The sequence below is a fragment of the Brevibacillus laterosporus genome (genome assembly GCF_030489605.1).
In the GTDB taxonomy this organism is placed as follows: domain Bacteria; phylum Bacillota; class Bacilli; order Brevibacillales; family Brevibacillaceae; genus Brevibacillus_B; species Brevibacillus_B laterosporus_E.
Window position 1 is genome coordinate 435,055 of the sequence record NZ_JAUKFY010000001.1, and the last position, 20,610, is coordinate 455,664.

Here is a 20,610-nt window from a genome sequence, read left to right on the forward strand (position 1 = left end):
ATGACATGAACAAAGCTAGCGAACATCTGACAAATACAGGGCTTGAGCCTATAGTTTATATTGTAGGAGCAGGACCAGGCGATCCAGATCTAATCACTGTAAAAGGATTAAATATTCTTCAAAAAGCAGATGTAGTAATTTATACCGACTCTTTAGTAAACGATGAATTAATTGCTCGTGCCAAACCGGAAGCGGAAGTAATCAAAAGCGCGGGACTTGCGCTTGATGAAATGGTAGAGATAATGGTAGAGCGAGTTCGGGCAGGAAAAAGCGTTGCTCGCGTTCATACAGGTGATCCTGCAGTGTACGGAGCAATTTTGGAACAGATGGTGCTAATGAAAAAGGCGGAGGTTTCCTTTACCATCGTTCCGGGAGTAAGTTCTGTATTTGCTGCGGCGGCAGCGCTGCAAGCAGAGTTAACGGTTCCTGAATTAACGCAAACACTGATTTTAACACGAGCAGAAGGACGCACACCTGTACCGGATCGAGAGCAGCTAAAGGATTTGGCTAGTCACCACTGTACAATTGCACTGTATTTAAGTGCTACGCTGACCAAAAAGGTTGTACGTGAGCTGGTTGAAGCTGGCTGGAGTGAACAAACTCCTGTAGCTGTTGTACAAAGAGCATCATGGCCGGATCAAAAAATTGTCCGTACAACGCTTGAGCATTTAGACAAAGATATGGCGGCAAATGGAATTCGTAGTCATGCCATGATCTTAGCTGGCTGGGCACTTGATCCGATGCTTCATGACTCCTCTGAGCATCGTTCCAAGCTATATGATAAGACCTTTACGCATCGATTCCGTAAAGGAGTGACTAACGGATGAGTGAGGGTACAGGAGTAGGAAGGCAGACAGGAGTTGAGGTAAACACCACCGTACCTGCTGGACGTACCCCGAGCGAGATCGTGCAAAATCCGGAGCAACTACCATACGCTATAGTTGCGATTACCAAGCATGGGGTGGAGAAAGCTCGTCACTTGCATCAGGTATTACCTGGTTCACATTTATACTACATGGAAAAATTCATGGTAGGAGATGAGCAAGAGCGAAATATTCGTACGTTTACAGGGTCTGTGCGTCTATTGTTTGCTGATTTTTTTAAGAAATATAACGGTCTCATCTTTTTCATCTCGCTCGGCGCTGTTGTCCGAATGATGGCTCCGGTATTGCAGGATAAAAAAGTAGATCCAGGTGTTGTAGTCGTAGATGACCGAGGAGAGAGCGTCATCAGCGTATTATCAGGACACCTGGGCGGAGCAAATGAGCTAACTCGTGAGATTGCGAGATTGCTAGATGCTAATCCAGTGATTACTACGGCATCAGATGTGCAAAAAACGATTCCTGTAGACTTATTTGGTCGTGGCTTTGGCTGGGAGTTAGACAGCTTTGAAAAGGTAACCCCCGTAAGTGCCAGTGTCGTCAATGAAGAAAGGGTAGCCATTATTCAAGAAGCAGGAGAAAGCGGTTGGTGGCCTTATCCAGATAAACCACTGCCGGGGCATTTTCAAGTGTATCATTCCATGACCGAGGCTTGGAATGGTACCTTTCAGGCAGCTTTGGTCATTACGCCACGCGTATTAACACCAGAAGAGCAGACCCGCTTTTTAAACAATGGAGTTGTCTACCGTCCAAAAACCATTGTACTTGGCGTTGGTTGCAATCGTGGGACATCTGCGGAGGAAATCGAACAGGTCATTTTACAAACTTTAGAGCAACAGAATCTTTCGGTCAAAAGCGTGCGCAATATCGCAACCATTACATTAAAACAGGACGAAGAAGGACTTTTGGCTGTTTGTCAAAAATATGGCTGGGAGTTAATCGCCTACACACCGGAGCAATTAAACGAGATGCCAATGACAGAACGTTCGGAAACAGTGTATAAATTTACTGGTGCCTATGGTGTCAGTGAGCCTGCCGCATTACGTTCCGCTAAGGCAGAGGCTCCCCTCTTAGCGAAACAAAAAAGCGGAAATGTAACCTTGTCCATCGCTTTGGTTAACGGAGGAGGTATTTTACATGGAGAGTAAAGAACAGACTCATCAACGTCCGCGAATCGTATTGGGAGGAACCAGTAGCGGCGCAGGGAAAACAACATTGTCGATCGGATTAATGGCGGCCTTGCGCAAGCGCGGGCTCCAGGTTCAAGGATTTAAGGTTGGTCCTGACTACATTGACCCTACGTACCATACGGCTGCAACTGGCAGAATATCTCGTAATCTCGATACATGGATGATGCCGCCGCAAGTTATGCATGAGGTGTTTCTGCGTGGCAGCCAGTCAGCAGATATCAGCTTGATTGAAGGGGTCATGGGTTTTTACGACGGCAAAGATCCACTTAGCAATCAAGGCAGTACAGCCGAAATAAGTCTATTATTACAGGCGCCGGTCATCCTTGTTCTTGATGTAAAAGCTATGGCTCGCAGTGCGGCGGCGATTGTCAAAGGCTTTCAAGAGTTAGAACCATCTGTAAAAATCGCCGGTGTCATTGCGAACCGATGTGGAAGCGCGAATCATTTTAAGCTAGTAAAAGCGGCTGTTGAGCAGATGTGCAATGTACCCGTTATTGGATATTTACCTAATGATCCGTCCTTGAAAGTGCCTGAACGACATCTTGGGCTAATTCCTGCGATTGAGCGTGGGGAGATGGAACCTTGGTTTGATCTGTTAGCCCAGAAAATTGAAGCGACAGTTGATTTAGAGTTATTACTAGCACTGGCAAATGGCGCACCAGCCCTCGCAGAGCCTGCAGAAAAATTGTTAGCAGCTCCATCTGCTACGTCATCCGATCTATCCCCAGTGAAATTAGCTGTGGCAAAGGATGAAGCGTTTAACTTTTATTATCAGGAAAATTTAGAGCTACTAGAAGCGTATGGAGCCGAGCTCTGTTATTTCAGCCCGTTACATGGAGAGCTTCCCCCTATGGATGCTGATGGACTGTATATCGGTGGCGGTTTTCCTGAAGAATTTGCTGAACGCTTGTCACAATGGACGAACGAACGGCAAACCTTGCATGGCATGATAGAAGCTGGATTGCCTACTTTTGCAGAATGTGGCGGCTTCATGTATCTATGCCAGTCGATTACAGATCGTGCAGGACAACAACATGAGATGGTAGGCGTCATCCCTTATAAAGTAGAGATGCAACAGAAGTTGGCTGCGCTAGGTTATCGAGAAGCGCTGGCTGAACGGGATTCTCTGTTACTTGTAGCAGGTGAAACTGCTCGTGGGCATGAGTTCCACTACTCCAAAATAACAGAGGAGACTACTGAGAATCATGCTTATCAGGTAAAGGGAATGCGAGGAGTGAAAAAGGAAGGCTACACCAAAGGCAACTTATTGGCCGGCTATACACACTTGCATTTTGCTTCTCAACCAGGAATGATTAAGCGTTGGCTGGATTCATGCAGGGAGTACGCAGCGCATAGATCAGCAGTGAACAAAGCTTTTCATTAAGTCAGTCTTCTTACATTGTAAAGGACTTGCTACTGTGTAAAGGTTGGAAGCGAATCATCAGGAGGGAAGCAAAGCATGTCACATCGAAATGACGTGAATCAAGGGCAGGCACACAGTCAAGAGCAAAAAGAAAATGGGTCAACTGCAGCGGTTCCAGTGGAATCTCTTGATGAATTGCAGCAAAAGGACAGTCCAAAAGAAAGAGCGGAGCGACGTGGTTTGTTTTTAATGTATACCGGTGACGGTAAAGGGAAAACAACAGCGGCTTTGGGTGTTAGTCTGCGCGCCTTGGGACGGGGGATGAAAGTGACATTTTTACAATTTATCAAGTCCCCGCAGCGATCCTATGGTGAGTCATTGTCTATGCGTAAATTAGGAATGGAGATGCAACAGCTAGGAATAGGATTTACTTGGACCAAAACCCCAGAAGAGCATCGAGAAGCCTTAAAAAAAGCATGGTCATTGACGAAAGAGAAACTAAGCGACCCAACTATTGATTTATTAGTATTGGATGAATTAAATAATGCCTTGGCGATCTCTACATTTCCGATTGAAGATGTTCTACCTTTAGCAGAGGTAGTAGAAGCGATCAAAAATCGCCCAACCAATATGCATTTGGTAATCACAGGTCGCAGTGCGAAAACGGAACTGATCGAACTAGCAGATTTGGTCTCTACCATTGAGCCGTCTAAGCACTATTATAATGAAGGAATTCCGGCAGTAAAAGGTTTGGAATTTTAGAGAGGAAGTGCTTACATGCAAGGAAAAGCCATCATGGTAGTCGGCACAGCCTCAGATGTAGGGAAAAGTTTAATTTGTACAGCTTTGTGCCGTATCTTTGCCAATCGAGGATATCGGGTAGCACCGTTTAAATCACAGAATATGGCGCTTAATTCTTATGTAACAAAGGATGGGAAGGAAATAGGGCGTGCTCAGGGCGTACAGGCAGAAGCAGCACGAACAATAGCCACTACAGACATGAATCCTATCCTGTTAAAACCAAAGCAGGATATGGTTGCCGAAATCATTGTTCATGGTAAGCGTTACGCTGATATGGATGCAAGAGAGTATCGAGAAAATTATGTAGAACAAGCTATCCCAATTGTAAAGGAAGCCTTAGAACGTCTACAAAGTGAGTACGATGTTCTTATTTTAGAGGGCGCGGGAAGTCCGGCAGAGATAAATCTGAAAGATCGAGATATTGCCAACATGCGCATGGCTCATTTAGCAGATGCCGATGTCATTTTAGTGGCAGATATTGAACGCGGTGGAGTATTTGCCTCTATTATCGGGACACTGGAGCTGCTCGATGATGAAGAGCGGGCAAGAATTAAGGGATTTATCATTAATAAATTCAGAGGAAGACGCGATTTGTTAGACGATGGAGTGGAATGGCTGGAAAAAAGAACGGGAATACCTGTTTTGGCTGTTTTGCCCTATATGGCTGTTGAAATTGAGGCGGAAGATTCACTAGCACTGTCATCGCTTCGCTTTAAACAACCCCAATTAGCTGAATTCCCTATTGATATTGCAATTCTTCGTTTGCCGCGTATTTCGAACTTTACTGATTTTGATCCATTGTTTGATGAACCAGAAACAGGCGTTCGATATGTACGTAACCGACATGAGCTAGGAAACCCTGATCTGGTTATTATTCCTGGTACAAAAAATACCTTAGACGACCTGGCATGGCTTGAACAGGAAGGGCTTGTAGATGTCCTGCGCCAGTTGCATCGCTTTGGTACAAGATTGTTTGGCATTTGTGGAGGCTTTCAAATGCTGGGCGAGAAGTTGCTCGACCCTGACGGCGTAGAAGGAGACGGAACAGTACAAGAACGTGCTGGGCTGGGCTTCCTGCCTGTTGAAACCACATTTTGTCAGGAGAAACGAACTGTACAGGTCACCGGAGAGCTGCATCCAAAGGCACAGGAAATGCTGGGATTGTCGAGTGATAAAGCAGACCAGCAGCAAGAACACACTATGGAACCGACAAAGGACAATCAGAATTCGCAGACTGAGGTAACAGGATATGAAATCCATCTAGGAGAGACCTGTATGACTGATCACTCTGGTTCTCCGTTCATTGTCTTACAGGATGGAAAACAGGATGGTGCCATTTCAAAAGATGGAAGAGCTAGTGGAACGTACCTGCATGGGATTTTCCATAATCGACATTTTACCAGACAGCTTATTAATCTGTTGCGCCAGGAAAAAGGGTTACCGATCTTTACAGAAGAGGTAGTCACTGAACAGATGAGACGAGAAAAAGCTTATGATCAATTAGCACATCACGTGGAAAGTCACTTAAATATTAGTCATCTTGAAGCATGGTTTCAAAAGAAGGATACTAATTAATTTCCAAAGGATGATGAAAATGAATCGGAAATGGATTGCAAGCAGTCGTTTGTTATGGTTACTTCCTGTGTTTGCTCTGTATTTTCTAGTGAACACGCCCGAAAGTGCCTACGCCATGCATATTGCAGAAGGTTTTTTACCTTTCGGATGGGCGATCTTTTGGTGGGTAGTGTTTGTGCCATTCTTTGTCTGGGGACTTCGTTCTTTAATACGTTTGACGAATGATAAACCGCAAGTGAAGCTGTTGCTAGCGTTAGCTGGTGCGTTTAGCTTTGTATTGTCGGCGCTTAAAATACCGTCTGTTACAGGCAGTAGCTCGCATCCTACAGGTACAGGACTTGGAGCAGTGCTATTCGGACCACAAATTATGAGCGTTTTAGGTAGTATCGTTTTGTTATTTCAAGCGATTTTACTTGCCCATGGAGGATTAACCACACTAGGAGCCAATGCTTTTTCTATGGCAGTTGTAGGGCCGTTTGTAGGCTATGGGATTTATCGTCTATTAAGCGGTATGCAGGTAAAGCAAGGAGTCAGCATTTTCTTCGCGGCTGCTTTGGCTGATTTAGCTACTTATATCACTACATCTGTTCAATTAGCCTTAGCTTTTCCAGCGGCATCTGGTGGTTTTGCTGCTGCGTTCATGAAGTTTGGAACCATTTTTGCAGTCACCCAGATTCCGCTAGCTATTTGCGAGGGATTACTGACTGTAGTTGTTTGGAACTGGATTAGCGCGTATAACCGTCAAGAATTGCAAATGTTGCTTAGCTTGCGGGGAGGTGCCAAATAATGAAAAGAGCAGCGAAATGGAAAAACTTGTTGTTACTTGCTCTTGTGGTAGTGATTGCGGTCATCCCGCTGATGTTGATCAAGGACTCTGAATTTGGTGGAGCAGATGGCCAAGCCGAAGAAGCGATTCAGGAGCTGGCTCCGGAATATGAACCATGGTTTCAGCCGTTAATGGAAGTGCCAGGCTCTGAAACAGAGAGCTTGTTGTTCGCAGTTCAGGCAGCTATTGGAGCAGGTGTGATTGGTTACGCAATTGGATTTTTTAAAGGTCGCAAAAAAAATGAAGCGACACACGAAGTACAAGAATGAATCTCTGGATAGACCGAATAGCGTATCAAAATCGATTGCGTGATGTATCTGCTCGTTTCAAGGCTGGTTTTGCAGCAGGAATGCTCACTCTTGCTTTATGTGCAGATATGGAAATCCAAATTGGCATTTTTCTTTGGATGAGTATCTGGATTGTAGGGTATGCCAGTGTTCCCTTGCGTAGCTATCTTATGTTTATCGGGGTAGCCTGCTTGTTTTTCATTAGCAGCACACCTGCCCTGCTAATCGACGTACACCGTTTGTCAGGTTCAGTCAGCAACGGGCTGGAATCGAGCTGGAAATTACTTACGATAGGTGATTGGTATGTCTATATTGATCAACGTAATTTGTTTGTGATCGGTAAGCTGTTTTGCCGCACATTGGGTGCCAGTGCTTGTTTTGCTTTTTTGCTGCTAACGACCCCTTTAGTTCAATTGCTTGACGTATTACGCGCATTACGAGTGCCTCCCATCATTGTTGAACTTATTATGTTGATGTATCGATTTTTATTTGTATTTTTCCAAACGGCACATGATTTATGGATTGCGCAAAAAGCACGCGGTGGGCATGGGAGTTTTTCTGCCCAATTGAAGGACATGGGTCAACTGGTCAGCTTGTTGTTTGCAAAAAGTATGCAACGGTATCAGCAATTAAACCATGGTCTACTAGCGCGTGGATTCGACGGAGATCTGCAAGTGGTTACTATGGAAAAAGAGAGATATATAAAGCGTTATCTCATCGAAGCTACGATGGGGGGAGCTTGCTGTATAGCACTAATCTTTTGGCACTCCCTTTTATAAGAAATCAGAACCGATAACCTGAGAGACTTGGCAATCGCCAAGTTTCTTTATTACTAGGAAGGGGGCGTGGCTCTTGTGGAAACCTTGATCAGCCTGGAAAAAGTAAGTTATGCCTACGAACACAAGACAAATAGCCTCGCTCTAAAGGAAATAAATTTACGTATCCCAAAAGGTAAAAAGATCGTACTTCTCGGACATAATGGTTCGGGGAAATCTACGTTGTTTTTGCAGGCAAATGGTATTTATCGTCCAACAGAAGGAAAGTTGTACTACAAGGGAGAACCATACCGCTATGATCGCCGATTTTTACAAGAGCTACGCAGCAAAGTAGGATTGGTGATGCAAGACCCAGAGCATCAATTATTGGCGGCTACGGTGGCTGAGGATCTCTCCTATGGTTTATGTAATCAAGGACTATCTGCAGATAAGGTTCGTGAATGCGTATTGGCCACAGCAGAAGCTTTTCAAATAAAAGAGTGGTTACACCTACCATTACACCAGTTAAGCTTAGGACAAAAAAAGCTAGTGACTTTAGCTGGAGTTGTTGTATTGCAACCGGAATTACTCCTGCTTGATGAGCCAACAGCTTATCTGGATAGCTACCATACAAAGCTATTTCTGACACAATTGGAACAAATTTATCAGCAGGGTACGACCGTTGTTATGTCTACACATGATTTGGAGCTTGCTTACGCTTGGGCAGATTGGGTTTTTATTATGCATAATGGCTCGCTTCTTTTAGAAGGAACTCCTCAAGAGGTTTTTTGTCAGAAGGAGCTTTTAAACCGAGTGCAGCTTGGGGTTCCTCTGCTCTACAGCGTCTGGGAAAGTATTCAGCCACTTTTAAATGAGGAGCAGCGTGCAACGTGGACAGCACCTAGAACTGTGCAAGAATGGTATGGTTATGCAGAACGAATGGGTGTCAAGGAAAAGGAACTGATGCTCGTAACGAAAAATTAACGGGCATAGAACATAGAGGATGGCGTGTAGATAGGGATTTCTTCAGCAGGGAGCAATTTGATTGTTATTTCATTAGAAAAAGGCTAGCAAACAACCTTGGGTCATTTGCTAGCCTTATTTGTCTCTTCTTATGTAGGAAGAATGATTACTTAACAGCTTCTTTTAGTTCTTTACCTGCTTTGAAAGCTGGTAGCTTGCTTGCTGGGATTTCGATTTCTTCGCCAGATTGAGGATTGCGTCCTTTGCGAGCAGCGCGTTCGCGTACTTCAAAAGTACCAAAGCCCATCAATTGAACTTTTTCTCCGCCTTTTAGTGCGCCAGTGATTGCTTCGAATACGGCGTCAACCACTTGTCCAGCATCTTTTTTTGTTAATTCAGCTGTTTCAGCTACTTTTGCAATCAATTCTGTCTTGTTCATTTTCTTACCTCTTTTCTTTAAAAAACTACTACTCATCATACCAAAAAATCCTTTATTAGAACAGTAAAAAAGAAGAGAAACCCTTAAAAAATCCCCTTTTTTTTCGAAAAGGGACAAAACAAAGGATAAAATTTTTTGTTTGCTCCTATATTTGCCAAATTTTACTTTTTCCAAACCTAAAAATCAACGAAAAGAAAACCAAATCAAGAAAGAAGAACGGTAGAAAACAATTGGGAAGAGCTTACTTTCGCTACAAGAATCATTTTAGGTTCCAGATATCTATCCCTACTTGAAGCAAACAAAATTAAAGATGGTAAAGAGCAAGCGGGTCATCCGCACTCGCATGCTCTTTTTGCATACTTGATAGAATCATCCCCATATTTGAATATGTCATATATTTCTCATGCATTTGATATGTTTTTCTCAAGGACTGGGGAGTATCATCATAGACAGTAGAGTGCAGCCCCACAGGTTAATATGGTTTCCAGCGAAGACGGCTTGCTTGGCGGAAGCGATTTTCTACCTCTTCCCAGTTGACGACGTTCCACCATGCTTTGATATAATCAGCTCTTTGGCTGTGGTAGGAAAGAAAGTAGGCATGCTCCCATACATCTAAGACTAGTAATGGAACTACATCCCACTGCGATAAATTTTGGTGTTTTTCTGCTTGTAAAATTTCCAAGCGGTGGGAGCGCGGAGACCAAACAAGAATAGCCCAGCCACCGCCTTCAACTTTTTCAGCAGCTTGTGAGAAATGTTGCTTGAATTTATCAAAGGAACCGAAAGAGCTATTAATATGGGAAGCTAGTTCTCCAGTTGGCATACCGCCACCATCTGGACGCATAACAAACCAAAAAATGGTATGCAGGTAGTGCCCAGCACCATTAAAGGCTGCCTCCCCTTCCCAGAACTTAATCAGCTCAAAATTTCCTGTTTCACGAGCTTGAGCCATCATTTTTTCAGCCTTGTTTAAGTTGTTCACATAATTGCGATGTAGGATATCATGGTGAATACGCATTGTTTCTTCATCAATGTATGGTTCTAATGCATCATAAGAATAGGGAAGGGGTGGAAGGGTATGACCACCAATCGGAACGGCTTTATTAGAATAATTTGCTTCTGACATTACAGGAATGATAGCTGGTGTCGAGGGTTGCTCTACTTTAGGATGCCGTTGAAAGCGACCTCTTGTCTTCGAGTTAGCTTGCTTTTCTTCCTCTTTGTTCTCTTCCTCTGTTTTTCGATTTTGGACGAGACGGAGTAGGGCATGGAAGTGCCGCTGAATATCTTCAGCTTGGGAGGCTAATTTCGAAATTTGTTCCTCGCGATCCTCTTTATCCTGGTAATAGTTGGCTTTGCGCCCTACTTCGCTAAAGGCCACATGGAATTTGTGCAAATCCCGCTTCATTTCAGCACAATGAGGATTTTGACGCAGGTAATCGACCCATTGCCGGCCCCATTCGCTCCAATCTAGGAGATGCTGTATTCGGTGGTTCAAGGTAATTCCTCCTTCAACTTTCCTGCTGTATACTTTATGATGATAAATGCCTACAGGTTCAAAATTTTTTAGCTGGTTCATCCTCTTTGTCTTTACATAGGGTCTGGGAACAGCATATGGTAAACAAGGGACTCTGACTTCAAAGGAGCTAACATCAATGAATGGAAAAGAAACCATCGGGATTATAGATTCAGGAGTAGGTGGATTGACCGTAGTAAAAGAAGTAATGCGGCAATTACCGCGTGAAAAAATTGTCTATTTTGGCGACAATGCCCGTTGTCCATATGGTTCACGCGATTCCGAAGAAATTCGCACATATACGAATCAAATGATTCAATTTGTTTCTCAATTTCAACTAAAGGCGCTGGTAATTGCTTGTAATACGGCTGCATCAGTGGTGTTGCATGAAGCGAAGGAACGGATGAATTCGCCCGTTATCGGTGTAATTGAACCAGGAGCACGTGCCGCCATTTCGGCATCTCGCACGGGGCGCATTGGTGTTATTGGTACAGAAATGACGATTCGTACAGGGGCTTATCTACAAGCGATGCATCGTATTAATCCAGAACTGTACACAGTGGCCATGGCATGTCCGGCGTTTGTTCCATTAGTTGAACAACAGCGCCTACATACAGAAGAGGCCCGGCGAATCGTAAGCAAGACCTTAGAGCCTTTCCGTCATGAAGAACTGGATACATTGATTTTGGGCTGCACCCATTATCCTTTGCTTGCCCCACTCATTCAGGAGGCAATGGGAGATAGCATCACCTTGATTAATTCAGCAGAAGAAACGGCGCGTGAACTCAGTGCTATGCTGTCTATGCAGGGGCTATTAAATGAATTGCAAGAAATCGAGCCCAAGCATCATTTGTTTTATACAAGTGGCAGTAAACAGGTATTCCAGCAAATTGGCGAAGAGTGGCTGGAGTGCCCATTGAATGTACAGCAGCAGGTGCTTGAGCATGCGACCCCATTATTTTAGAAATTGTGGATAAGTTATGATCGTGCATGTAACGAGTCAGTTCCTTGAATTACAGGGAACTGACTTTTTAATGATAGGTATTTTTTAAAAAAGTTCTCTCTCCCTTGACAAAAAGCTTACGTTAACGTAAATTGTTACTTGTTAAATATAGTTGTATATCAAACTATTTGAAAGGAGGAGATGCCATGACGTTCTTTAAAATCGATGAGGTAACCAAGCAGATTGGAGTAACGAAACGAACATTGCGTTATTACGAGGAAATCGGGTTGATTAAACCCCCAATTCGTACGGAAGGTAAAATTCGGCTGTATTCCTCAGACGATATACGTGATATCAAAAAAATTTTGGAGGCACGCGAGGTACTCGGCTTTTCCCTAACAGAGCTTCAACATTTTATTAGTTTAAAGGAAGAGATGGAACAGGCGTATGAAAATGAAGATGTGCAAGCATCAATCCATGCTGATCGACTCCATACACTACTAGAGGAGCAGGTGGATATGTTAACAAAGAAAATGAAACGTATGCAGTCTTTTCGTCAAGACCTACAGGATATGCTTCTCGAAATAGAAAAGCTCCGGCAGAAAGACAAATGGACAACATAAATTCCATAAAAGGTGTATATGCAACTTAATGGCAGGAACAAGATTAAAAATAGGGGTGTATGGTAAAATGCAGCTTAATTCGAATAATCGAAAACGTGCACGGATCATTACGGTGCTAGCCACTTTTTTTGCGTTTATGGGAATAGGAGTAGTTGATCCTATTCTTCCGGTCATTGCCGAACAAATCCATGCGACTCATTGGCAAGTAGAGATGTTATTTACTGCTTATATATTTACCATGGCGATTATGATGCTGCCATCTGGAATTTTAGCCGTGCGTTTAGGGGATAAAAAATTAATGACGATCGGGCTAGCGATTGTTACTGTTTTTTCATTGTTATGTGCTATGTCCTCATCTATTGTAGGATTATCTTGGTTTCGCGCAGGATGGGGATTGGGAAACTCCATGTTTTTTGCCACAGCGATGACGTTGTTGATCGCCCTATCTGATGAGGTTAGCGGCGCTGTTGGGATGTATGAAGCGGCCATTGGGTTAGGCATGGCAGGAGGTCCCTTAGTAGGTGGACTTTTAGGTGGATTTGCATGGAATTATCCATTTTTCGCTACTTCTTTCTTTATTTTTTGTGCATTGCTTCTTGTTATTTTCTTTGTCCATGAACCATCAAAAAAACAAGAACGCCAAACAGCAGGTCTAAAAGAACTTTTCAGTCTCTTAACCTACAGACCATTTATGCAAGGCGCTTTGTCTGGCATGCTGTATTATTATTGTTTCTTTGTTATTTTGGCATACTCGCCACTCATCTTACACTTAACTGCTATCCAATTAGGTTTTGTGTTTTTTGGGTGGGGATTAATGCTGGCGTATGGGTCAGCGGTTCTTTCCCATAAGCTAGAAGCGCGACTTCCTTATAAAGTGTTGATACGCTATGGATTACTTGCTTTAGTGGTTATTTTACTCGGCTTATTTGCTATCCCTAGCAGTACGGCAAAAATAATACTGATTATCGTCTCAGGCCTGGTACTTGGTTTAAATAATGCTGTATATTCAAGCTATGTCATGGAAATCTCTCCATATGAACGAGCAATTACTTCTGGCGTGTATAACTTTGTACGCTGGCTAGGAGCAGCGCTAGCTCCCTTATTATCAGGAGTAATTGGTCACGCAATTGCTCCACAAGCTCCATTTGCAGTGGCTGTTCTTCTGTCGCTTGCTGCGATTATCATCATTAGTATAAATATTCCCTCTAAAGAGAGAGCAGTCTAAGACAGCTTGCTGGATTTCAGATTTCTTTTACTCTGGAGGAATAAACCCAAGCCCTGCTCGTATACATGGTAGTACAAAGTGTCAACGAGGAGGAGATGGGATGAAAAAAAGACCTATCGGTAAAATGACAGCGGTTGTTGGGCTGAGTGCGATACTCATGGCAGGATGCGGGCTGTTTGGTCCATCCAAAGAAACGAGTGCCCCTATGCAGACTCCATCCATTACAGGTGCAGATCCTAATCCATTACAGATAACGGGAGAACAGACGGAAGAAGAGACACAAGGGGCGGTTACCCAAACGACAAAGCGTACTGTTTATCTGCAAGATACCAATGGTTTTGTCGTTCCAGTCTCCTTGATTGTACCCAAAGCAGAAGGACCCGCTAAACAAGTGCTAAGCTATATGGTTAAGGGCGGTCCTGTGGAGACGCTGAAGCCGCAGGGATTTGAGGCTCTGTTGCCCGAGGGCACGAAAATTCTGGGGATGTCTATTAAAGAAGGAAAAGCAACAATAGAATTCTCATCTGAATTTAAAAATTATAAAGCGGCCGATGAACAAAAAATTCTTGATGCAATTACTCGTTCTATGACAGAGTTTGATACGGTGAAGGATATTGCGATTTGGGTAAACGGGCAACCGTTAAGCGAGATGCCGGCAAACGGTACACCTGTCTCATTGTTAAACCGTGAACAGGGCATTAATACGGAACTGGTTGAAGGGGCGCATCCTGGCAGAACTTCTGCAGTAACGATTTATTTTCAAAGTCAGCTAGATGATAAACGAACCTATTTTGTACCGGTGACACGGTTGATTCCAGAGACGCAGGATATGTCGAAAGCTGTTGTTGAAGAGCTGATAAAAGGGCCGAAAGAAGGCTCACCATTATTTAGCTCCTTACTGCGCACTACAAAGGTACTTGGCGTTGAGCAACAAAAAGATACGGTGGTTGTTAATTTAAGCAACGATATTTTACAGTATGATAAGGGAAAAGAAGCAAACCCTGAAGCCATGGAATCACTTGTGCTGTCTTTAACGGAGAATACAGGTATAAAGAAGGTGCAGGTTCAGGTAGAGGGTAAACCGTTAACTCAAGCAGGTTCAATGAAATTTGACCAGCCTGTATCAAGACCGCTTCAAATTAATGCCTTTGAATTGTAAGCTAACATCCACGTCTAGGGGCGTGGATGTTTATTTATAGTGCATGTCTATATGGTCTACAGCCTTCAGAGGTGGTTATTTGGTATGATTCGCGGTGCTTTTTGGTAAAATGAACACGTCCTTGTAAGAAACAGGTTGAAAAACTAGCAGTTCATGGTGTGCCTTGGTATACTAGTTGAAGGCTTTGTGATTAAACGTTACCATTGCGGAGACAACAGCAAACAAGCACAGCGACATAATAACGAATTTGAAAATATGTAGGAGGTCTTTTATGAGATTGGATGGACGTTCGAGCGATCAATTGCGTCCCGTTAAAATTACCCGCAATTACATTAAGCATGCAGAGGGTTCTTGCTTGATTGAAGTAGGAGATACCAAGGTAATTTGTACAGCGACGTTAGAAGAAAAAGTACCTCCGTTTATGCGGAACGGTGGAAAAGGCTGGGTTACAGCTGAATACTCTATGCTACCGCGTGCCACAGAAACACGAAATGCCCGGGAATCCTCCAGAGGCAAGGTCGGAGGACGTACGATGGAGATTCAACGTCTGATTGGCCGCGCCCTTCGTTCGGTTGTAAAACTAGAGGCGATGGGAGAACGCACAATTTGGTTGGATTGTGACGTTATTCAAGCAGATGGAGGTACGCGTACCGCGTCTATTACGGGTGCATTCGTAGCGATGGTGGATGCTATGAATACATTAGTAACGGCTGGGACATGGAAGGAATTGCCGATCACGGATTTCTTAGCCGCTACTTCCGTAGGAGTAGTAGAGGGAGTACCAGTATTGGACCTGAATTATAAAGAGGATTCTACCGCAATTGTTGATATGAATGTAATTATGACAGGCGCCGGCAAATATGTAGAGCTGCAAGGGACAGGGGAAGAATCTCCATTCAGCACAGATGAGCTAATGCAATTACTGGCGTTGGGGCAAAAAGGGATTCAAGACCTTATTGGCCTACAAAAAGAAGTGCTAGGAGAAGTGAAGCTTTATAGCAAGGCGTAACTTATTAGCTCCCAACAGGCCTACATAGGTGGTAAAACCCGAAAGCGGACATCTTCATATGTCTGTTGTTCGGGTTTTATCATGATTCGTACTTAAAAATCGGCATGGATGAAACATCAATAAGGTTAACTGCGTCTAAGATTTACCAGAGGTACATAGGAAAGGTGAATTTTTACAATGCTTGCGTTATAATGTGGGATAATGCATAAGCCTATACATAAATTTGTTTGTAAAGTAGCTTTTATCACGAAAGCGAGGGACGAGCATGAGTGAACAAACAGCAAAGAAAAAAGTGGTATTAGCCACTAGAAATCAAGGGAAAGTTCGCGAATTTAATAAATTGTTTGAGGCATTGAATCTGGAGGCAGTCAGTGTTTCTGAATTTCCAGATGCACCCGAGGTGGAAGAAGACGGCGAAACCTTTGAAGCCAATGCACTCAAAAAAGCGAAAACAATCTCAGAGGTGTTGGGACTGCCAGCAATCGGCGATGATTCTGGTTTAGAGGTAGATGCTTTACATGGTGCTCCAGGAGTTTATTCTGCACGGTTTGCAGGAGAAAAGGCTACAGATGAAGAAAACTATCAAAAACTATTAACCAAACTGGCAGATGTTCCGATGAAGGAGCGAACAGCCCGATTCCGTTGTACACTCGCTTATGTTGAACCAGGACAAGAGCCCGTGATTGCGACAGGGGCTTGCGAAGGTGCTATCGCACATGCTCCATCTGGTTCCAACGGCTTTGGTTATGATCCAGTCTTTTTTGTACCAAGTCAATTATGCTCCATGGCAGAGTTATCACCAGAACAGAAGAACACGATTAGTCACCGCGCCATGGCGATGAAGGATTTGCTAGAAAAACTGAAGGGGAGATAGGCGTGAGCATTCTCATCATCAGCGATACACATGGGCAAATCAAAGAGGTACAAGAAGTAGTGGATCGTCACCCAGCAGATTTCATCTTGCATTGTGGAGACTTCTGCGTCGACCAGAAGCAAGCACCATTTTCAAACATGCAACTCGTACAAGGAAACTGTGATTTTGAGCCAGTTGCTAAAGATCGGGTTACACGCTGGAAAGATTTAATCATTTACCAAACACATGGACATCTGTACGATGTTAAAAGCTCACTTATGAAGTTGCACTATCGTGCTGAAGAAGTTGGAGCGAACGTTGTGTTGTTTGGACATTCTCATTTTCCGGTATGTGAAGTCGAGAGAGATATTTTGTTCATTAACCCAGGCAGTTTGATGATGCCGCGCGGTTTTAGAACTCCTACATACGCTGTTTTGGATCAAATAGGTACTGATGATTTCCATATTAAGGTACAGGTGCGCTTCTACGATCGACAAGGACAAGAAATTTCTGAACGTGGTGGTCAATTTTTGGTACGACGGTGATTTCTTGAAATTTATTTGTTATGTGATATACTGAAATGGTTATAATGGCAGGTAAATTGCTTCTTAATGACATAGATTGTTTCTGTGTGGGTGAGGCAATGTTTTCTGGATTTAATCTAGGAGGGGAAGTTTAAGTGGTAGCAAAATGGGAAAAGTTAGAGAATAACCAGGGGGTTTTGACGGTAGAGGTTGATGCCGATCAAGTAAACCTTGCTCTGGATGAAGCATTTAAAAAGGTAGTAAAAAAAGTAAACGTACCTGGATTCCGTAAAGGTAAAGTGCCTCGTAAAATGTTCGAAAATCGCTTCGGCGTTGAGTCTTTGTACCAAGATGCATTGGATATTATTCTTCCAAAGGCATACGGACAAGCTGTTCGTGAAACAGGTATCGAGCCTGTTGATCGTCCAGAAGTTGACGTAGAACAAATGGAAGCTGGTCAAAAATTAGTGTTCAAAGCAACTGTTACTGTAAAGCCTGAAGTAAAACTAGGCGACTACAAAGGTCTTTCTGTAGAAGAGAAGGATTTCACTGTAGGCGAAGAACAAGTTGCAGAAGAACTAAAACGTATGCAAACTCGCCACGCTGAATTGGTAACAGTTGAAGAAGGCCCAGCTGAAAACGGCGACTCTGCAAACATCGATTTCGAAGGATTCCAAGATGGAGTTGCTTTCGAAGGCGGTAAAGCAGAAGACTACTCTTTGGAGCTTGGAACTGGCACATTCATCGCTGGTTTTGAAGAGCAAGTAGTAGGTATGAAAATCGGGGAAGAAAAAGAAATCACTGTTACTTTCCCTGAAGAATACCACTCTCCGAACCTTGCAGGTAAAGAAGCTATGTTCAAAGTGAAATTGAACGGCTTAAAACGTAAAAACCTACCTGAGTTGGATGATGAGTTCGCAAAAGATGTAAGCGAATTTGACACTTTGGAAGAATACAAAGCTGATCTGAAAGCTAAATTAGAAGAAAAAGCTGAAGCGGAAAAGAAAAACTACATCCGCGAGCAATTGGTTCTAAAAGCTACGGAGAATGCTGAGATCGATATTCCAGATGTTATGGTAGAGTCAGAGCTTGATCAAATGGTTAAAGAATTTGAGCAACGCCTGCAAATGCAAGGTATGAACCTAGAGTTGTACTACCAATTCTCTGGTACAGACGAATCTGCTCTTCGCGATCAAATGCGTAAGGATGCAGTGTTGCGTGTTCGCACAGCATTGGTTCTTGAAGCGATTGCAAAAACGGAAAACCTTGAAGTAAAAGAAGAAGATGTAGATCAAGAGCTTGAGCAATATGCGAAGATGTATGGCCGTCCTGCTGACGAGCTTAAGAAAATCTTTGCTGCACAAGACGGGCTTGCTGGTTTGTACCGTGAAATCTTGACTCGTAAAGTTGTAGATTTGTTGGTTGCAGAAAGCAAATAAACTGCATAACCTTAGATATGGGCGCAAGGCACGAACGTTTTTTCGTGCCTTGTTTTCTCAGATAAAGAAAGCAGAAATTAGTGAAGGAGGCCATCCATTATGCTGATCCCTATGGTCGTAGAGCAAACTAACCGCGGAGAACGTGCGTACGATATTTATTCCCGTCTGTTAAAAGACCGTATCATATTTCTGGGAAGCGAGATTGATGATGAAATAGCAAATGCTGTAGTAGCGCAATTGTTATTCCTTGAATCCGAAGAGCCAGGAAAAGACATTAGCCTATACATAAATTCTCCAGGCGGTTCTGTAACCGCTGGCATGGCGATTTATGACACCATGCAATATATCAAATCGGACGTTTCCACGATTTGCATCGGCATGGCGGCCAGCATGGGTGCGGTACTTTTGGCTGCAGGCGCGAAAGGTAAGCGTTTTGCATTGCCAAACAGTGAAGTGATGATTCATCAACCGCTGGGTGGTGTTCGTGGTCAGGCAGAGGATATTCGTATTCACGCTGACTGGATTATTAAAACAAAGCGTCAATTAAATGAGATTTTGGCAGAAAGAACAGGTCAACCTTATGAAGTGATTGACCGCGATACAGATCGCGATAACTTCATGTCTGCTGAGGAAGCGAAAAACTACGGGTTAATTGACAGTGTGATCGAACGCCGTTAAGGGGCCATCCTGTGCTTGGCTGAAAAAATCATCGACGTGAGGTGAAAAACATGTTCAAGTTTAATGACGATAAAGGTCAATTAAAGTGCTCTTTCTGCGGAAAATCTCAAGAGCAGGTTCGCAAGCTTGTAGCTGGTCCAGGTGTTTACATTTGTGATGAGTGCATTGAGCTTTGCAATGAGATCGTACAAGAAGAGCTAGGGACCGATGAAGAAATCGATATGAAGGAAATTCCAAAACCATTGGAAATCCGTAATATCCTAGATGATTATGTTATTGGACAAAATCAAGCTAAGAAATCCTTGGCTGTTGCTGTATATAATCACTACAAACGAATCAATTCAGGTGCGAAGATTGAGGATGTGGAATTATCCAAATCCAATATCGTACTAATTGGACCAACAGGTAGCGGTAAAACGTTGTTAGCCCAAACGCTAGCCCGTATCCTAAATGTACCGTTTGCGATTGCTGATGCTACATCGCTGACTGAAGCTGGATATGTTGGGGAAGATGTTGAAAATATCTTGCTGAAGCTTATCCAAGCTGCTGATTATGATGTAGAAAAAGCGGAGAAGGGGATTATCTATATTGACGAGATTGATAAAGTTGCTCGTAAATCTGAGAACCCTTCTATCACGCGCGATGTATCAGGTGAGGGTGTACAACAAGCATTGTTGAAAATTCTAGAGGGCACAGTAGCGAGTGTGCCACCTCAAGGTGGACGCAAGCATCCGCATCAGGAATTTATCCAAATCGATACCTCCAATATCTTGTTCATTTGCGGTGGTGCATTTGACGGCATCGAGCAAATTATCAAGCGCCGCATTGGTAAAAAGGTAATCGGTTTCGGTTCTGAAATGGTGGAAGGCGTTAAGTCCGACTTAAAACAAGGCGAATACCTAAAATACGTATTGCCTGAAGACCTGCTCAAATTCGGTTTGATTCCGGAATTTGTAGGTCGATTGCCGGTGCATGCAACACTTGAACCATTAGATGAAGAGACGCTGGTACGAATTTTGACAGAGCCAAAAAATGCTTTGATCAAACAATACCAAAAGCTACTTAGTCTAGATGGAGTAGAACTTGAGTTTACAGAAGGCGCTTTGACTCAAATTGCAAAAGAAGCAATTAAGCGTAACACTGGTGCTCGTGGTCTGCGTGCAATTATTGAACAAATCATGCTGGATATGATGTATGAGCTTCCTTCCCGTGAGGACGTGGAGAAGTGCCTAATTACTGAGGAAGTGGTTACCGAAAAGGTGAAGCCACAACTAAAGAATAAAGAAGGCGACATCATCCAATCAGCGTAAAAAACTCTTGATCAAGCAGGCTCTAACACCTGTTTGGTGAAAAGGATAAGAAAAAGGTGCTTCGTTCTTTGGAACAAGCGCCTTTTTTTGTGTCAAATAATAAGTTTACTCTATAACAAGGATTGAGGGTGATCCAGATTTCGATGAATATAGGGATGTAGATAAAAAACGAGGTGCTCGATCCATAAGTGCTTACAGATACCCAAAGGTTGTGCAATGATCCTTGTTTACTCTCCCATGCACTAGGTAAT

General features: G+C 43.3%; 21 protein-coding genes. 19 read left to right on the plus strand and 2 right to left on the minus strand.

The window, feature by feature from the left end:
• The first annotated feature begins 5 nt into the window (after positions 1–5).
• From cobM to QZ995_RS01725, 9 genes are all read left to right on the plus strand, one after another.
• Entirely contained in the window at positions 6–827 is an 822-nt protein-coding gene (cobM, locus tag QZ995_RS01685) for a precorrin-4 C(11)-methyltransferase (protein WP_301802156.1), read from the plus strand.
• Entirely contained in the window at positions 824–2,029 is a 1,206-nt protein-coding gene (locus tag QZ995_RS01690; protein WP_301802159.1) for a cobalt-precorrin 5A hydrolase, read from the plus strand. Before cobM ends, QZ995_RS01690 begins: the two co-directional genes overlap by 4 nt.
• The gene (locus QZ995_RS01695; RefSeq protein WP_301802162.1) at positions 2,019–3,455 is read left to right on the plus strand and encodes a cobyrinate a,c-diamide synthase; all 1,437 of its coding nucleotides are present in this window, start codon (positions 2,019–2,021) and stop codon (positions 3,453–3,455) included. The genes QZ995_RS01690 and QZ995_RS01695 overlap by 11 nt, the downstream gene beginning before the upstream one ends.
• 75 nt (positions 3,456–3,530) lie before the next feature.
• On the plus strand, positions 3,531–4,196 hold the full coding sequence (locus tag QZ995_RS01700; RefSeq protein WP_301802165.1) for a cob(I)yrinic acid a,c-diamide adenosyltransferase: 666 nt from the start codon (positions 3,531–3,533) through the stop codon (positions 4,194–4,196).
• A 15-nt stretch (positions 4,197–4,211) separates the two neighbouring features.
• Positions 4,212–5,810: a cobyric acid synthase gene (locus QZ995_RS01705; RefSeq protein WP_301802167.1), complete on the plus strand. Its 1,599-nt coding sequence runs from the start codon at positions 4,212–4,214 to the stop codon at positions 5,808–5,810.
• A gap of 19 nt (positions 5,811–5,829) precedes the next feature.
• Positions 5,830–6,597 (plus strand): energy-coupling factor ABC transporter permease, encoded by a 768-nt coding sequence (locus tag QZ995_RS01710; protein WP_301802169.1) that lies wholly within the window; start codon positions 5,830–5,832, stop codon positions 6,595–6,597.
• Positions 6,597–6,905 carry an energy-coupling factor ABC transporter substrate-binding protein gene (locus tag QZ995_RS01715; protein ID WP_301802170.1) on the plus strand — a complete coding sequence of 103 codons (309 nt, stop codon included), beginning with the start codon at positions 6,597–6,599 and terminating at the stop codon, positions 6,903–6,905. Before QZ995_RS01710 ends, QZ995_RS01715 begins: the two co-directional genes overlap by 1 nt.
• Positions 6,902–7,702 (plus strand): cobalt ECF transporter T component CbiQ, encoded by an 801-nt coding sequence (cbiQ, locus tag QZ995_RS01720; RefSeq protein WP_301802171.1) that lies wholly within the window; start codon positions 6,902–6,904, stop codon positions 7,700–7,702. The genes QZ995_RS01715 and cbiQ overlap by 4 nt, the downstream gene beginning before the upstream one ends.
• 75 nt (positions 7,703–7,777) lie before the next feature.
• A complete protein-coding gene (locus QZ995_RS01725) occupies positions 7,778–8,662 on the plus strand; it encodes an energy-coupling factor ABC transporter ATP-binding protein (RefSeq protein ID WP_301802173.1) in 885 nt (294 codons plus the stop codon).
• 145 nt (positions 8,663–8,807) lie between these two features.
• Here QZ995_RS01725 and QZ995_RS01730 read toward each other — a convergent pair whose 3' ends face one another.
• Positions 8,808–9,080 carry an HU family DNA-binding protein gene (locus QZ995_RS01730; protein ID WP_003338869.1) on the minus strand — a complete coding sequence of 91 codons (273 nt, stop codon included), beginning with the start codon at positions 9,078–9,080 and terminating at the stop codon, positions 8,808–8,810.
• Between the two features lie 472 nt (positions 9,081–9,552).
• On the minus strand, positions 9,553–10,578 hold the full coding sequence (locus tag QZ995_RS01735) for a superoxide dismutase (protein ID WP_301802176.1): 1,026 nt from the start codon (positions 10,576–10,578) through the stop codon (positions 9,553–9,555).
• Positions 10,579–10,735: 157 nt separating this feature from the next.
• Here QZ995_RS01735 and racE point away from each other — a divergent pair, with 157 nt between their 5' ends.
• The 10 genes from racE to clpX all read left to right on the plus strand — a co-directional run bounded on the left by racE (position 10,736) and on the right by clpX (position 20,359).
• Entirely contained in the window at positions 10,736–11,560 is an 825-nt protein-coding gene (racE, locus tag QZ995_RS01740; protein ID WP_301802179.1) for a glutamate racemase, read from the plus strand.
• 185 nt (positions 11,561–11,745) lie between these two features.
• A complete protein-coding gene (locus QZ995_RS01745) occupies positions 11,746–12,162 on the plus strand; it encodes a MerR family transcriptional regulator (protein ID WP_301802182.1) in 417 nt (138 codons plus the stop codon).
• Between the two features lie 67 nt (positions 12,163–12,229).
• Positions 12,230–13,387 carry an MFS transporter gene (locus tag QZ995_RS01750; RefSeq protein ID WP_301802261.1) on the plus strand — a complete coding sequence of 386 codons (1,158 nt, stop codon included), beginning with the start codon at positions 12,230–12,232 and terminating at the stop codon, positions 13,385–13,387.
• A gap of 100 nt (positions 13,388–13,487) precedes the next feature.
• On the plus strand, positions 13,488–14,546 hold the full coding sequence (locus QZ995_RS01755; RefSeq protein ID WP_301802187.1) for a GerMN domain-containing protein: 1,059 nt from the start codon (positions 13,488–13,490) through the stop codon (positions 14,544–14,546).
• Positions 14,547–14,817: 271 nt separating this feature from the next.
• Positions 14,818–15,555 (plus strand): ribonuclease PH, encoded by a 738-nt coding sequence (rph, locus tag QZ995_RS01760; protein WP_301802189.1) that lies wholly within the window; start codon positions 14,818–14,820, stop codon positions 15,553–15,555.
• A 265-nt stretch (positions 15,556–15,820) separates the two neighbouring features.
• A complete protein-coding gene (locus QZ995_RS01765; protein ID WP_301802193.1) occupies positions 15,821–16,429 on the plus strand; it encodes an XTP/dITP diphosphatase in 609 nt (202 codons plus the stop codon).
• Between the two features lie 2 nt (positions 16,430–16,431).
• Positions 16,432–16,953: a metallophosphoesterase family protein gene (locus QZ995_RS01770; RefSeq protein WP_301802195.1), complete on the plus strand. Its 522-nt coding sequence runs from the start codon at positions 16,432–16,434 to the stop codon at positions 16,951–16,953.
• Positions 16,954–17,087: 134 nt separating this feature from the next.
• Complete coding sequence (gene tig, locus QZ995_RS01775) at positions 17,088–18,371, plus strand: trigger factor (RefSeq protein ID WP_301802198.1); 1,284 nt, start codon at positions 17,088–17,090, stop codon at positions 18,369–18,371.
• A 99-nt stretch (positions 18,372–18,470) separates the two neighbouring features.
• Positions 18,471–19,049 carry an ATP-dependent Clp endopeptidase proteolytic subunit ClpP gene (gene clpP, locus QZ995_RS01780; RefSeq protein ID WP_031410725.1) on the plus strand — a complete coding sequence of 193 codons (579 nt, stop codon included), beginning with the start codon at positions 18,471–18,473 and terminating at the stop codon, positions 19,047–19,049.
• A gap of 50 nt (positions 19,050–19,099) precedes the next feature.
• Positions 19,100–20,359 carry an ATP-dependent protease ATP-binding subunit ClpX gene (clpX, locus tag QZ995_RS01785; protein ID WP_064017814.1) on the plus strand — a complete coding sequence of 420 codons (1,260 nt, stop codon included), beginning with the start codon at positions 19,100–19,102 and terminating at the stop codon, positions 20,357–20,359.
• Positions 20,360–20,610 lie beyond the last annotated feature (251 nt).

Bases quoted from the DNA above. Each gene is read 5' to 3' on its own strand.
- QZ995_RS01755 (WP_301802187.1), top strand. From the start codon at position 13,488: ATGAAAAAAAGACCTATCGGTAAAATGACAGCGGTTGTTGGGCTGAGT.
- QZ995_RS01730 (WP_003338869.1), bottom strand. From the start codon at position 9,080: ATGAACAAGACAGAATTGATTGCAAAAGTAGCTGAAACAGCTGAATTA.
- racE (WP_301802179.1), top strand. From the start codon at position 10,736: ATGAATGGAAAAGAAACCATCGGGATTATAGATTCAGGAGTAGGTGGA.
- QZ995_RS01745 (WP_301802182.1), top strand. From the start codon at position 11,746: ATGACGTTCTTTAAAATCGATGAGGTAACCAAGCAGATTGGAGTAACG.
- clpX (WP_064017814.1), top strand. From the start codon at position 19,100: ATGTTCAAGTTTAATGACGATAAAGGTCAATTAAAGTGCTCTTTCTGC.
- QZ995_RS01750 (WP_301802261.1), top strand. From the start codon at position 12,230: ATGCAGCTTAATTCGAATAATCGAAAACGTGCACGGATCATTACGGTG.
- rph (WP_301802189.1), top strand. From the start codon at position 14,818: ATGAGATTGGATGGACGTTCGAGCGATCAATTGCGTCCCGTTAAAATT.
- QZ995_RS01710 (WP_301802169.1), top strand. From the start codon at position 5,830: ATGAATCGGAAATGGATTGCAAGCAGTCGTTTGTTATGGTTACTTCCT.
- cobM (WP_301802156.1), top strand. From the start codon at position 6: ATGAACAAAGCTAGCGAACATCTGACAAATACAGGGCTTGAGCCTATA.
- clpP (WP_031410725.1), top strand. From the start codon at position 18,471: ATGCTGATCCCTATGGTCGTAGAGCAAACTAACCGCGGAGAACGTGCG.
- QZ995_RS01700 (WP_301802165.1), top strand. From the start codon at position 3,531: ATGTCACATCGAAATGACGTGAATCAAGGGCAGGCACACAGTCAAGAG.
- QZ995_RS01765 (WP_301802193.1), top strand. From the start codon at position 15,821: ATGAGTGAACAAACAGCAAAGAAAAAAGTGGTATTAGCCACTAGAAAT.
- QZ995_RS01695 (WP_301802162.1), top strand. From the start codon at position 2,019: ATGGAGAGTAAAGAACAGACTCATCAACGTCCGCGAATCGTATTGGGA.
- QZ995_RS01705 (WP_301802167.1), top strand. From the start codon at position 4,212: ATGCAAGGAAAAGCCATCATGGTAGTCGGCACAGCCTCAGATGTAGGG.
- cbiQ (WP_301802171.1), top strand. From the start codon at position 6,902: ATGAATCTCTGGATAGACCGAATAGCGTATCAAAATCGATTGCGTGAT.
- QZ995_RS01690 (WP_301802159.1), top strand. From the start codon at position 824: ATGAGTGAGGGTACAGGAGTAGGAAGGCAGACAGGAGTTGAGGTAAAC.
- QZ995_RS01715 (WP_301802170.1), top strand. From the start codon at position 6,597: ATGAAAAGAGCAGCGAAATGGAAAAACTTGTTGTTACTTGCTCTTGTG.